The following is a 12437-nucleotide window of genomic DNA, read 5'->3' as shown; positions in this document are numbered from 1 at the left end:
CTATTTCAGGACTAGACACTAGCTAATTCTTATGGGCGGCCAGCCGGGCTATGGGCCTTGTTGACCGCAGCCGTGCTACCCGCGTGACGACCCGAGCTGTTCACATCGGTGCGCACCAAAGGAGCGCTGTCGACGTGCTCGGCAACCGGCAGGGCAGGTACCTCGGCCGGGGTGGCCATGGGGGCAGATGCCTTGCGAGCCTGGGCCAGCAGACCACCGGCGGAGCGTACCGCCGGTTTGGCAGCGGGCTTGGCTTGAGCCACAGGGGCGGCAGGGGCAACCACAGGGGCTTGCTCTGCGACCACAGCCACGACAGCAGGGGTCTCGACCTCGACGGGGGTCACCACTGGCGCGGCTTCCACCTGAGCTTCCACCTTGGTTTCCACCTGAGCGGCGACAGCGTCGGCGGTCACTTCAGCCTGAGCGGTCTCAACCATGGCCGGCGCTGCTGGCTGAACGATCACCTCATGCACCTCGGCAGGGGCCTCGGTCACAACCGGAGCCGCAACAGGAGTCTCAACCAAAGCCTCAGTGACGACAGGGGCGGCGGTGTCAGCCACCTCGACCGGCGCTGGCTCTGCCATCACCACGGGGGCGGCCTCGACCATCTCGACCGGGGCAGCCTCAACGACGGCAACTGGCGCTGCCTGCTCGATCACCGGGGCGGCCGGTTCGTTGATCACAGCCTTGCTGGTATCAACGAAAGGCACTTCCGGCAGGTGGTGATCGTTGTCGATCACGGTGTGCTCGACCAGTGCGGCAGAGGCCTGAGTCGCGGCGGCAACGGCATCATGGCTCAGGGGAGCAAGCTGGGTCAGGGGCTCATTGCTCTCGACCTGGGGCTGTTCCTCTTCGCGCTGGCTGCGGGCATCTTCGTTGATGCGCTTGCGACGCTGGCCTTCGCTGCGTGAGCCACGGGGGTTGCGACGGGAGCGGCGCTGGCCGTCCTGCTCATCACCCTGCTCGGCGGGCGCAGCATCTACCGATTCAACCGGCAGATCGCTCTGAGGTGCATCGACACGGATCTGCTTGCGCATCTGGCGACGCTCGCGACGCTCGGCAACAATCAGCTCCTTCTCCTGGTGGATCTCTTGCGGAGTCTCAACCGGGGTCTGCAGCGGCTCGGTGGTGTTGATAGCCTGAACCTCAAGCTCGGCGCGGGGTTCGCGGGGCTGGCGAGGTTCACGCTCACCACGAGGCTCACGGGGCTGACGTGGTTCACGGGGCTGGCGAGGTTCACGTTCGACACGGGCTTCGCGATCCTGACGTGGTTCACGCTCGCCGCGAGGCTCACGGGGCTGGCGAGGCTCACGTTCCTGACGCGGTTCGCGCTCGGTACGTGGTTCACGTTCGACACGGGGTTCACGCTCAGTGCGAGCTTGATCCTGACGCGGCTCACGCTCTTTGCGCGGACGACGGGCACGATTGTCACCCTGCTCGCCACTCTTGGCATCACGGCGCTGCTCATTGTTGTCGTTGCGATTGCGGTTGCCCTGGCCTTGGCGGGGGCGGCGCTCGTCACGCTGATGGCGATGAGGCTCTTCCTTGCGCGCGTCGGTCTGCGCCGGTGCCGCAGGTTTGGCATCGGTGGCAGCCGGGCTGCTGGCGAAGATGCCGGCAATGGCCTTGAACAGTTTGCTGACCAGACCCGCTTCTGCCACGGCAGGGGCGGCAACAGGTGCAGCAGCCTGAGGGACAACGGCGGCAGGCGCTGGCTGGGCTGGCTGGATGAAGCCTTGCAGCAGCGGCTGTTCCCGCTCGACCACATTGGTCTGCTTGGGTTGATAGACCGGCTTGGCCACTTCGGTTTTCAGCTCATAGCTCACGGCTTCGGCGATCTCATTCTTGCGAATGCGGGTCACTTCGTAGTGAGGGGTTTCCAGATGCTGATTGGGGATGATGTAGAGGCGAACCTCGTTACGCTGCTCGAGGCTGGCGATGGAGCTGCGCTTCTCGTTGAGCAGGTAAGCGGCAACATCCACCGGCACCTGGGCATGAACCTGTTCGGTATTGTCCTTAAGCGCCTCTTCTTCGATAAGACGCAGGATAGAGAGGGCCAGTGATTCGTTGTCACGGATCACACCCTGACCCTGGCAACGGGGGCAGATATGGCTGCTGGATTCGTTGAGGGAGGGGCGCAGACGCTGGCGGGACATCTCCAGCAGACCGAAGCGGGAGATGCGGCCCAGCTGGATGCGGGCGCGGTCCTGGTGTACGGCTTCACGCAGACGGTTTTCCACTTCGCGCTGATGGCGAACCGGGGTCATGTCGATGAAGTCGATGACAATCAGGCCACCCAAGTCACGCAGGCGCAGCTGGCGAGCAATCTCGTCGGCCGCTTCCAGGTTGGTTTGCAGCGCCGTCTCTTCGATATCGCCGCCCTTGGTTGCCCGGGAGGAGTTGATATCGATGGAGGTCAGCGCCTCGGTCGGATCGATGACGATGCTGCCGCCGGAAGGCAGACGCACTTCACGCTGGAAGGCAGATTCAATCTGGCTCTCAATCTGGAAGTGGTTGAACAGCGCCACGTCACCTTGATACAGCTTCACCCGATTGAGGAAATCGGGACGAACCAGTTCGATGTGTGCCTTGGCACGCTCGAAGATGACGGGGTTGTCGATCAGGATCTCGCCGACATCGCGACGCAGATAGTCACGAATGGCACGCACGATCACGTTGCTTTCCTGATGGATGAGCACGGGGGCGTTACGTTGCAAGGAAGCCTTGTGAATGGAGTCCCAGTGGTTGAGCAGGACGTTCAGATCCCAGGAGAGTTCCTCAGGGGATTTACCCACACCGGCGGTACGCACGATCAGGCCCATGCCTTCCGGCACGGTCAGACCCGACAAAGCCTCTTTCAGCTCGGTACGCTCATCACCCTCGATACGGCGGGAGATGCCACCGGCGCGGGGGTTGTTCGGCATCAGCACCAGGTAGCTACCGGCCAGACTGATAAAGGTAGTGAGGGCCGCACCCTTGGTGCCACGCTCTTCTTTATCGATCTGAACGATCACTTCCTGGCCTTCGCGGACCACTTCTTTGATGTTGGGACGACCCTGATAGGAGTAACCGGAGGGGAAATAATTGCGGGCGATCTCCTTTAACGGCAGGAAACCGTGGCGCTCGGCGCCGTAGTCGACAAAAGCAGCTTCGAGACTGGGTTCTACGCGGGTGATTCGGCCCTTGTAGATGTTCGCTTTCTTCTGCTCGTGTCCCGGACTTTCAATATCCAAATCATAGAGCTGTTGTCCGTCAACCAGCGCTACGCGCAACTCCTCTTCCTGAGTCGCGTTGATTAGCATTCTTTTCATTGAGTTCTCATTATTTTGTCATTTTGATTTCCTCCACAGGATCCCGCCGGCGCCGGCCTCGGGTCTTCAGCATACTTGGGCAACCTCCCGGTTGGGGTATGCATGAGGCGCAAACTAAGGGCGCTCTGGTTCAGCCTTCTCGAGAAGGGATGAATAAGGGATGCCGGTGTGGAGACAAATAGCCGATTTTGTTTGCGTTCTCCATGCGCTGTACCTCGCCCCCGGGAACCGTCATGTTCTTGTAGATACGGCGTTTTGGGATTGGGTGGCATAATTCTTGGCCACTTAGTACAAGGCTTGAACACAATGACAAAACCTTGTTTATTATCCCATTTAAACGGCTTTTATAGCAAGGTGCCATTTTTCAACAAAGCATGGAGCCAAGGGGCCCGTGGGGTGTTAAAATCCGCGCCATGACACAGATACAACAACAAGTGCAGCTGCTCACCATCGAAGCTGAGCATGAAGGGCAGCGCATCGACAATTTTCTCAAGACTCAGTTAAAGGGCGTCCCCAAGAGCCTGATCTATCGCATCCTTCGCAAAGGGGAGGTGCGCGTCAACAAGAAGCGCATCAAACCTGAATACAAACTCATCTGCGGTGACGAGGTGCGGGTACCCCCCGTGCGCGTTGCCGAGAAAAACGAACTGCCTTCGGCCAATCTTGGCAGCATCCAGCGCCTGGAGAGTCAGATCCTGTTCGAAGACGACGCCATGATAGTGCTCAACAAACCGTCCGGCATGGCGGTGCACGGCGGCAGTGGCTTGAGCTTTGGCGTCATCGAGGGGCTGCGGGCCCTGCGCCCGGAAGCGCGCTTCCTGGAGCTGGTGCATCGCCTCGATCGCGATACCTCCGGTGTGTTGCTGGTCGCCAAGAAACGCAGCGCTCTGCGCAGTCTGCATGAACAACTGCGCGTCAAAACCATGCGCAAGCAGTATCTGGCGCTGGTGCGTGGCCAATGGCAACCTCACGTCAAGGTGGTCAATGCACCGCTGCGCAAGAACGATCTGCAATCCGGCGAGCGGGTGGTGCGGGTCACGGCCGATGGCAAGCCCTCCGAGACACGCTTTAGGATCGCGCGACAGTTTGCCGAGGCCACCTTGGTTGAATGCAGCCCGATCACCGGTCGTACCCACCAGATCCGGGTGCATACCCAGCATGCGGGTCACCCCATCGCGTGCGATGATAAATATGGTGAAGCGGCCTTTGACGAGAAAATGCGGAGCCAAGGGCTAAAACGCCTGTTCTTGCATGCCTGGAAGCTCACCTTCACCCATCCGGTCGATGGTCGTGAGGTATTGATCGAGGCGCCGCTGGCACCTGAGCTCGACAGCTTCCTCAATAAATTGGCTCGCTGATGGCTATCCGGCTCGCCATTTTTGACTGGGATGGCACCCTGATGGACTCCATCGGGCGAATTGTCGCTTGTGTGGAGCTGGCTGCCAGCGACTGCGGCTTGCCATTGCCAACGCAACAGCAGATCCAGCAGATCATTGGTTTGAGTCTGGGCGTGGGGCTGGCGGGGCTGTTTGGGCTGGAGGAGGGGAGTGAGCCCTGTGATCGGTTGATTGACCGTTATCGCTATCATTATCTCCATGACGATACCCCCAGCCCCTTGTTTGCTGGCGCCACTGAGTTGCTCCATGACTGGCACGGGCGCGGCATCTTGCTGGCGGTCGCCACCGGCAAGTCACGGCGAGGGCTGGACAGAGTCCTGGACGAGACAGGGTTAAGACCCTTGTTTGCTGCCAGTCGGGGCGCCGATGAGGCGAACTCCAAACCCGATCCTCTGATGTTGAGTCAGATCTTGGCCGAATTGGGCGTCGCGGTAGACGAGGCGGTGATGATAGGGGATTCCATTCACGATCTCGGCATGGCCAAGGCGCTTGGCATGGCGAGTATCGGTGTGACCTGGGGTGTCCATGACAAGGCGCGTCTGGCCGAGTTTGAGCCTCTCCTGATGGCCGACACCATGGCGCAGTTGCGTGCAGCCCTCGATTAGGCTCACTTGGTAACGGGATTGAGCTACAACATGACCTATGACAAGAGAGCGCTTCGGCGCTCTCTTGTCATTCAGGTCGTCTCGAATCTCTTCTTCTTTATACAGCAGGACCCATGTCAACCGACATGATCAAGGCTGCAACGCCATCAATGATCAAAATGCGGTGATGGCATGAGTGACTATGGGTCAGGGGAGCGAGAGGCCGTGGCAGGCCAGCAGTTCAACCAGACCGATCAGCGGCAGGCCGATCAGCGTATTGGGATCGCGTCCCTCCAGTCTCTGAAACAGCACTATGCCCAGCCCCTCACACTTGAAGCTACCGGCGCAATCCAGGGGCTGCTCGGCCTCGACATAACGACGGATTGCCGCCTCATCGAGGGAGCGGAAATGCACGGTGAAGGGTTCGACCAAGCTGTGACACTGGCCCGTGGCCGCATCGATCACCGCCAAGCCCGTATAGAAGGTGACACTTCGACCTTGGGCTGCCAGCAGCTGCGCCACGGCGCCCTCGACAGTGCCGGGTTTACCGAGGATCTTGTCCTGGCAGACGCACACCTGATCCGAGCCTATGATCAGACCCTGATCATGCAGATTGGCGACGGCCTGTGCCTTGGCGATGGCCAGCCGCAGCACCAGTTGCTGGGCTGATTCTCCGGGCTGGGGAGTCTCATCGACCGCGGGGGCCTGGCAGTCGAAAGGGAGGCCTAGCTTGGCGAGCAGAGCCTGCCGATAGCGAGAAGTAGAGGCGAGTATCAGCTTTTGTGTCATAATCCGCAGCCGGTGGGGATGAGTTCTGCCATGTTAAGGACTTTTGTCGTTAAAATCATCGGTGGTAAGGACTTTTTCCTTTGACTATCCCTTGTTGGACCTATAATATTCGCGCCCTATGCAAAAGGTGAAGTTGCCCGTTAAGGTTGATCCAGTCCGTAATGCCTTGAAGCTACTCGACTATGTCGGAATAGTGGAAAAGTCGCAGATGCCCAGATTGGAAGCATCAACCGCAGGCTTGCGAAGTGATGTGGATGTAACACTGCACTTTGGCAAAGATGTCCAGAAGTTGACCGTTATGGAAGGCACTGCCCATGCCGAGGTTGACCTGGTTTGCCAGCGTTGTGGAGATACATTTCAACACCTTTGTGAAGCTGAATTTATCTACACTCCGCTGTTTGAGAAAACAAACGAGGAAGAACTGCCGGAAGCTTATGAGCCCATTGAGTTGGACGAAAACGGCGAGATAGATCTTCATAAAATCCTGGAGGATGAACTTATCCTCTCGTTGCCTCAGGTCGCCATGCATCCGATGGATGCTTGTCCCAGGGGAAACATGGAGATGACATGGGGTGATATCGAACCTGCTGATGAGCGGCCAAATCCCTTTGCAGTTCTTGAAGAGCTTAAACGTAAGTGAATCTAGGAGTTAGCCTACCATGGCCGTACAACAGAACCGTAAAACCCGTTCCCGTCGTGGCATGCGTCGTTCCCACGATGCATTGACCAGCGCAGCACTGACTGTTGATCAGACCAGTGGTGAAATTCATCGTCGTCACCACGTGACTGCCGATGGTTTCTACCGCGGTAAAAAGGTAATCGCTTAAGGATTGCCTTTGTCTACGCTCAACGTCGCGCTAGACATAATGGGGGGAGATTTTGGCCCCTCTGAAACAGTGCCTGCCGCCGTGCAGGCACTGTCTCTTCTGCCCCAGCTCAATCTGATCCTGGTCGGCAATCAGACCAGCGTCACTCCGCTTCTGCGCCAACACGGCCTGCTCAATCATCCCCGCGTTCGTTTCGTGCATGCCTCCCAAGTTGTTGGGATGGGCGATAAACCGATCGTGGCGTTGCGTACCCTCAAAGATTCTTCCATGCGGGTCGTGCTGGATCTGGTCAAGAGTGGCGCGGCCGACGCCTGCGTCAGTGCCGGCAATACCGGTGCCCTGATGGCCATGGCCAAGTGTGTGCTCAAATCCCTGCCCGGGGTGGACAGACCGGCGCTGATCAAGGCGTTGCCAACCGTGGCGGGCAAGCGCACCGTCATGCTGGATCTGGGCGCCAATGTGAGCTGCGATGCCGATACCCTGCTGCAGTTTGCGGTCATGGGGTCCGTCGTGGCCGAACGGGTGGAGGGTATCGCGACGCCCCGTGTCGCGCTGCTCAACGTGGGGGAGGAGGAGATCAAAGGCAACGATTTGGTCCGTCATAGCGCCGAGCTGCTGCGTCAGTGCCCGGCCATCAACTTTACCGGCTTTATCGAGGGCGATTGCCTGTTCACCGGCCAGGCGGACGTCATCGTCTGCGATGGTTTCGTGGGCAATGTGGCGCTCAAGACGGCGGAGGGGGTGGTCCGTATGATGGGGCAACTGGCCGGCTATCCACGTAAAAAACGCACATTTCTTGGCTTGATCGCTGGCTTTATGCTCAAACGGCGTTTTTCTTACCTGAACCCCGACCAGTATAACGGCGCAAGTCTGTTAGGATTGCGCGGCATTGTGGTAAAAAGTCATGGGCGGGCCGAACGTCGCGCCCTCTGTACTGCGATCCTGCTGGCCGCACAAGAGGCCAAGCATCAACTTCCATTGCAAATAGCAGATCGCCTTGAATCTGTCTTTTCCGACAGGGATCTATAAGAACTCTATGCATAGCAAAATTCTGGGTACTGGCAGCTATCTGCCGAGTTCAGTGCGTACCAACGCCGATCTTGAGCAGATGGTTGAGACCAGTGATGAGTGGATCGTGGCACGCACTGGCATCCATGAGCGTCGTATCGCGGGTGAAGGCGAGACTGTCGCGACCCTCTCACATCAAGCCGCTCTGCGCGCACTGGAAGCCGCAGGCATCCAGGCCGCGGATCTGGATATGATAGTGCTGGCCACCACCAGTGCCGAAAATGCCTTCCCGGCCGCCGCCTGCGAGCTGCAAAATCTGTTGGACGTACCGGGGATCCCGGCGTTTGACATTGCCGCCGCCTGCGCAGGCTTCACCTATGCCCTCGCGGTGGCCGATCAGTTCATCAAGTCAGGGGCGGCGCGCCATGTGCTGGTCGTTGGCGCCGATGTGCTGTCGCGCATGTGCGATCCGCAAGATCGCGGCACCATCATCCTCTTCGGGGATGGGGCTGGGGCCGTGGTGGTCGGGGCCAGCGAGTCTCCTGGCATTCTCTCCACCCATCTTCATGCCGATGGCCGTTACGGCGATCTGCTCAAGCTGCCGCAACCGCGCCGTGGCCTGACGGGCGCAGAGCTCGAAGCCTACATGTATATGAAGGGCAACGACGTGTTCAAGGTCGCGGTGACGCGCCTGAGCGAGATAGTGACCGAGACCCTGGCGGCCAACGACATTGAGCCCAGCAAGCTGGATTGGCTGGTGCCTCATCAAGCCAACTTCCGTATCATCAGCGCCACCGCCAAGAAGCTTGGCATGGGGCTGGACAAAGTCATACTGACCCTGGACCGACACGGCAACACCTCGGCCGCCTCCGTGCCTATCGCCTTCGATGAAGGGGTGAGAGATGGCCGCATTCAACGCGGTCAGCTGGTGTTGCTCGAAGCCTTCGGTGGCGGTTTTGCCTGGGGCTCGGCGCTGATCCGTTTCTAATTTTCTTGCAAGAGCAGGGGGCGACACCGGTTGATAAACCGCTCGCGCCCGATTGATGTTTTCGCGTAAAGGAATTCATGATGACCCAATTTGCCATCGCTTTCCCGGGACAAGGCTCCCAGGCTGTCGGCATGCTGGCCGAGCTGGCCGAGCAACATGCCATCATCAAAGAGACCTTCGCCGAGGCGAGTCAGGTACTCGGTTATGACTTGCTCGAACTGGTCCTGCAGGGACCGGTCGAAGAGCTGGGCAAAACCTGGAAGACACAGCCAGCCCTGTTGAGCGCCTCAGTCGCGCTGTGGCGTCTGTGGCAGCAACAGGGTGGGGCAGTCCCCTCCGTCATGGCCGGTCACAGCCTGGGGGAGTATTCCGCCCTGGTGTGCAGCGGCGCCCTGGGCTTCACCGATGCGGTCAAGCTGGTTGAACTGCGCGGCCTGGCCATGCAGGAAGCCGTGCCGGAAGGGACGGGCGCCATGGCGGCCATCATCGGTCTGGATAACGAGGCCATTGCCGCCAACTGCGAACTGGCCGCTCAGGGTCAGGTGGTGTCGCCGGTCAACTTCAACTCCCCGGGCCAGGTCGTGATCGCCGGCCACAAAGAGGCGGTTGAACGGGCCAATATTCTGATGAAAGAGTCCGGCGCCAAGCGAGCACTGCCGCTGCCCGTCTCTGTGCCTTCACACTGCGCCTTGATGAAACCGGCTGCCGAAAAGCTGGCCGCGGCGCTAGATGGGATCGAGATCAAGGTTCCAAGTATCGCCGTCATCAATAATGTCGACGTTACCTGTGAACAGGATCCGGCTGCCATCAAGCAGGCGCTGGTGCGTCAGCTATTCAGCCCGGTGCGTTGGAGTGAGACGGTCGAGCGGATGGCCAACGATGGTGTCACCCTCGAGATCGAAATGGGTCCGGGCAAAGTACTGACCGGCCTCGCCAAACGTATCGACAAGCGCGTAGAAGGCATTCATGCCAATGATGCTGCCTCATTCGAGCAGGCGCTGGCCCAGTCCAAGTAAACAGGAGTAGAGCATGAGTTTTACCGATAAGGTTGTGTTGGTGACAGGTGCCAGTCGTGGCATTGGTCGCGCAATTGCCGAGACCTTCGTGGCCCGTGGCGCGAAAGTGGTAGGGACCGCGACCAGCGAGCGCGGCGCCGAGGCCATCAGTGCTTACCTGGGTGAGCATGGCTGCGGTCTGGCGCTGGATGTGACCAGCCCCGAATCCATCGAGGCCGTCTTTGCCGCCATCAAGGCGCGCTTTGGCGACATCGATATCCTGATCAACAACGCCGGTATCACCCGTGATAACCTGTTGATGCGAATGAAGGATGATGAGTGGAGCGAGATCATCGACACCAACCTCACCTCCCTCTATCGTCTGAGCAAGCCGGTGCTGCGTGCCATGATGAAAAAGCGTTATGGTCGTATCATCAGCATTGGTTCAGTCGTGGGCACCATGGGTAATGCAGGTCAGGTCAACTATGCCGCCGCCAAGGCGGGCCTGGTTGGTTTTACCAAGGCCCTTGCCCGTGAAGTGGGCTCCCGTGGTATCACGGTGAATGCCGTGGCTCCCGGTTTTATCGAGACCGATATGACCCGTGCCCTCAATGAGGAACAGCGTGCCGGTATCATGAGCCAGGTGCCTGCCGCCCGTTTGGGCGATCCGAAAGAAATTGCCGCCGCTGTGGTATTCTTGGCATCTGATGACGCCGCTTATATCACTGGCGAAACCCTGCATGTTAATGGCGGGATGTACATGGTGTAATCAATTTGTCGTCAGTTCTGCTCAAATTTGCGATAATACGCCGAAGTTTGGCACTTTTCGTGGTTTGACCAGCAGCAAGCTACTTGCAAACTAACGTCAATTGCATAAACTACCCCAACCAGACGCAATAGCGTATTTTTAAAGGAAAATTCAGGTCATGAGCAACATCGAAGAACGCGTAAAGAAAATCATCATCGAACAACTGGGTGTTAAAGAAGACGACGTCAAGAACGCTGCCTCTTTCGTCGACGACCTGGGCGCTGACTCTTTGGATACCGTTGAACTGGTAATGGCGCTGGAAGAAGAATTCGATACCGAAATCCCGGATGAAGAAGCCGAGAAGATCACCACTGTTCAAGCGGCTATCGATTACATCACCGCTAATCAGGAATAAGTTCCTGAACTAAAAGAAGCGGCCCAAGGGCCGCTTCTTTTATATCTACCCTCCTAAAAAAACACCTCGGAGTACCTCAGTGTCTAAACGCAGAGTCGTGGTGACCGGCTTGGGGATGCTTTCCCCGGTGGGTAACACCGCCGAATCCAGCTGGCAAGCCCTGCTTCAAGGGCAAAGTGGCATCAGCCTCATCGATCACTTCGATGCTACCGATTACGCCACCCGTTTCGCAGGCCTCATCAAAGAGTTCGATCCGGAACAGTACGGTATCAACCGTAAAGAAGCGCGCAAGATGGACCTCTTCATCCAGTACGGTGTCGCAGCCGGCATGCAGGCGCTGGACGATGCGGGGCTCGAGGTCAATGAGCAGAATGCCGAACGCATTGGCGTGGCCATCGGCTCTGGCATCGGTGGCCTGGGTCTTATCGAACAGAACCACAACAGCCTGATCGCTGGCGGCCCGCGCAAGCTGAGCCCCTTCTTCGTGCCGTCCACCATCATCAATATGGTGTCCGGTCATCTTTCCATCATGCGCGGATTGCGTGGCCCCAATATTGCCATCACCACCGCCTGCACCACGGGCACTCATGCCATCGGTTTTGGTGGTCGCATGATTGCTTATGGCGATGCGGATGTCATGGTCGTGGGCGGTACCGAGAAAGCCTCTACCCCGATGGGGATGGGTGGCTTTGCGGCGGCCAAGGCGCTCTCCAATCGCAATGACGAACCTCAGAAGGCGAGCCGTCCTTGGGACAAGGACCGCGATGGTTTCGTGCTGGGTGATGGCGCTGGAGTACTGGTGCTGGAAGAGTATGAACATGCCAAGGCCCGTGGCGCCAAGATGTATGCCGAGCTGGTTGGTTTTGGCATGAGTGGTGACGCCTACCACATGACGGCTCCTCCTGCCGATGGCAACGGTGGCGCTCGCGCCATGACCAATGCCATCAAGGATGCCGGCATAGCCCCAGAGGCTATTGGTTATATCAATGCCCACGGCACTTCGACTCCCTTGGGGGATGTGGCCGAGCTGCGCGGCATGAAGCAGGTCTTTGGTGAACACGCCAAGCAGCTGATGATCAGCTCCACCAAGTCGATGACGGGTCATCTGCTGGGTGCGGCGGGCGCCATCGAAGCCATCATTACCGTGCTGGCGCTGCGCGATCAGGTTGCGCCGCCCACCATCAATCTGGATAACCCGGATGATGAGTGCGATCTGGACCTGGTGCCCCATGTGGCCAAGGCGGGTCACTTCGAGTACGCCTTGTCCAATTCCTTTGGATTTGGCGGCACTAATGGCTCCCTGATCTTCAAACGCGTATAATTCGCGCCAGGGCAATATTCAATAGGCCCGATACGATTTCGTATCGGGCCTTTT

General features: G+C 58.6%; 12 protein-coding genes. 10 read left to right on the top strand and 2 right to left on the bottom strand.

Annotation, left to right across the window (positions count from 1 at the left end):
• Window positions 1-29: 29 nt before the first annotated feature.
• Complete coding sequence (gene rne / locus BN1130_RS13105; protein ID WP_042042501.1) at window positions 30-3311, bottom strand: ribonuclease E; 3282 nt, start codon at window positions 3309-3311, stop codon at window positions 30-32.
• Between the two features lie 413 nt (window positions 3312-3724).
• Between rne and rluC the strand changes: the two genes are divergently transcribed.
• Together rluC and BN1130_RS13095 are read left to right on the top strand one after the other, a co-directional pair.
• On the top strand, window positions 3725-4669 hold the full coding sequence (rluC, locus tag BN1130_RS13100) for a 23S rRNA pseudouridine(955/2504/2580) synthase RluC (protein ID WP_232301982.1): 945 nt from the start codon (window positions 3725-3727) through the stop codon (window positions 4667-4669).
• Window positions 4666-5313: an HAD family hydrolase gene (locus BN1130_RS13095; protein WP_042042499.1), complete on the top strand. Its 648-nt coding sequence runs from the start codon at window positions 4666-4668 to the stop codon at window positions 5311-5313. Before rluC ends, BN1130_RS13095 begins: the two co-directional genes overlap by 4 nt.
• 186 nt (window positions 5314-5499) lie before the next feature.
• Here BN1130_RS13095 and BN1130_RS13090 read toward each other — a convergent pair whose 3' ends face one another.
• Window positions 5500-6081, bottom strand: a complete 582-nt coding sequence (locus tag BN1130_RS13090; protein ID WP_042042498.1) for a Maf family protein — start codon at window positions 6079-6081, stop codon at window positions 5500-5502.
• Between the two features lie 118 nt (window positions 6082-6199).
• On the opposite strand from BN1130_RS13090, the gene yceD reads away from it, so the two are divergent.
• The 8 genes from yceD to fabF all read left to right on the top strand — a co-directional run bounded on the left by yceD (window position 6200) and on the right by fabF (window position 12383).
• Window positions 6200-6721 (top strand): 23S rRNA accumulation protein YceD, encoded by a 522-nt coding sequence (yceD, locus tag BN1130_RS21735; protein ID WP_084218212.1) that lies wholly within the window; start codon window positions 6200-6202, stop codon window positions 6719-6721.
• Window positions 6722-6740: 19 nt separating this feature from the next.
• Window positions 6741-6908 (top strand): 50S ribosomal protein L32, encoded by a 168-nt coding sequence (gene rpmF, locus BN1130_RS21730; protein WP_005908717.1) that lies wholly within the window; start codon window positions 6741-6743, stop codon window positions 6906-6908.
• A 9-nt stretch (window positions 6909-6917) separates the two neighbouring features.
• Window positions 6918-7937, top strand: coding sequence for a phosphate acyltransferase PlsX (gene plsX, locus BN1130_RS13080; RefSeq protein WP_042042497.1), 1020 nt, complete (start codon window positions 6918-6920; stop codon window positions 7935-7937).
• Between the two features lie 7 nt (window positions 7938-7944).
• Window positions 7945-8904: a beta-ketoacyl-ACP synthase III gene (locus BN1130_RS13075; RefSeq protein WP_042042496.1), complete on the top strand. Its 960-nt coding sequence runs from the start codon at window positions 7945-7947 to the stop codon at window positions 8902-8904.
• An 80-nt stretch (window positions 8905-8984) separates the two neighbouring features.
• Window positions 8985-9920: an ACP S-malonyltransferase gene (fabD, locus tag BN1130_RS13070; RefSeq protein ID WP_042042494.1), complete on the top strand. Its 936-nt coding sequence runs from the start codon at window positions 8985-8987 to the stop codon at window positions 9918-9920.
• Between the two features lie 13 nt (window positions 9921-9933).
• Window positions 9934-10668 (top strand): 3-oxoacyl-ACP reductase FabG, encoded by a 735-nt coding sequence (gene fabG, locus BN1130_RS13065; protein ID WP_042042493.1) that lies wholly within the window; start codon window positions 9934-9936, stop codon window positions 10666-10668.
• Between the two features lie 157 nt (window positions 10669-10825).
• Window positions 10826-11062: an acyl carrier protein gene (gene acpP, locus BN1130_RS13060; protein WP_042042492.1), complete on the top strand. Its 237-nt coding sequence runs from the start codon at window positions 10826-10828 to the stop codon at window positions 11060-11062.
• A 79-nt stretch (window positions 11063-11141) separates the two neighbouring features.
• Entirely contained in the window at window positions 11142-12383 is a 1242-nt protein-coding gene (fabF, locus tag BN1130_RS13055) for a beta-ketoacyl-ACP synthase II (protein WP_042042490.1), read from the top strand.
• The last annotated feature ends 54 nt before the right edge of the window (window positions 12384-12437 follow it).

Origin of the sequence: Aeromonas rivuli (genome assembly GCF_000820045.1) — a bacterium.
In the GTDB taxonomy this organism is placed as follows: domain Bacteria; phylum Pseudomonadota; class Gammaproteobacteria; order Enterobacterales; family Aeromonadaceae; genus Aeromonas; species Aeromonas rivuli.
Note: the sequence above shows the minus strand (reverse complement) of the source record. Positions and strands in the feature narration are given on the sequence as shown.

What these genes read in the sequence shown, in the direction of transcription:
- rne (WP_042042501.1), bottom strand. Translation starts at nt 3,311, where the DNA reads ATGAAAAGAATGCTAATCAACGCGACTCAGGAAGAGGAGTTGCGCGTA.
- rluC (WP_232301982.1), top strand. Translation starts at nt 3,725, where the DNA reads ATGACACAGATACAACAACAAGTGCAGCTGCTCACCATCGAAGCTGAG.
- BN1130_RS13090 (WP_042042498.1), bottom strand. Translation starts at nt 6,081, where the DNA reads ATGACACAAAAGCTGATACTCGCCTCTACTTCTCGCTATCGGCAGGCT.
- yceD (WP_084218212.1), top strand. Translation starts at nt 6,200, where the DNA reads ATGCAAAAGGTGAAGTTGCCCGTTAAGGTTGATCCAGTCCGTAATGCC.
- rpmF (WP_005908717.1), top strand. Translation starts at nt 6,741, where the DNA reads ATGGCCGTACAACAGAACCGTAAAACCCGTTCCCGTCGTGGCATGCGT.
- BN1130_RS13075 (WP_042042496.1), top strand. Translation starts at nt 7,945, where the DNA reads ATGCATAGCAAAATTCTGGGTACTGGCAGCTATCTGCCGAGTTCAGTG.
- fabD (WP_042042494.1), top strand. Translation starts at nt 8,985, where the DNA reads ATGACCCAATTTGCCATCGCTTTCCCGGGACAAGGCTCCCAGGCTGTC.
- fabG (WP_042042493.1), top strand. Translation starts at nt 9,934, where the DNA reads ATGAGTTTTACCGATAAGGTTGTGTTGGTGACAGGTGCCAGTCGTGGC.
- acpP (WP_042042492.1), top strand. Translation starts at nt 10,826, where the DNA reads ATGAGCAACATCGAAGAACGCGTAAAGAAAATCATCATCGAACAACTG.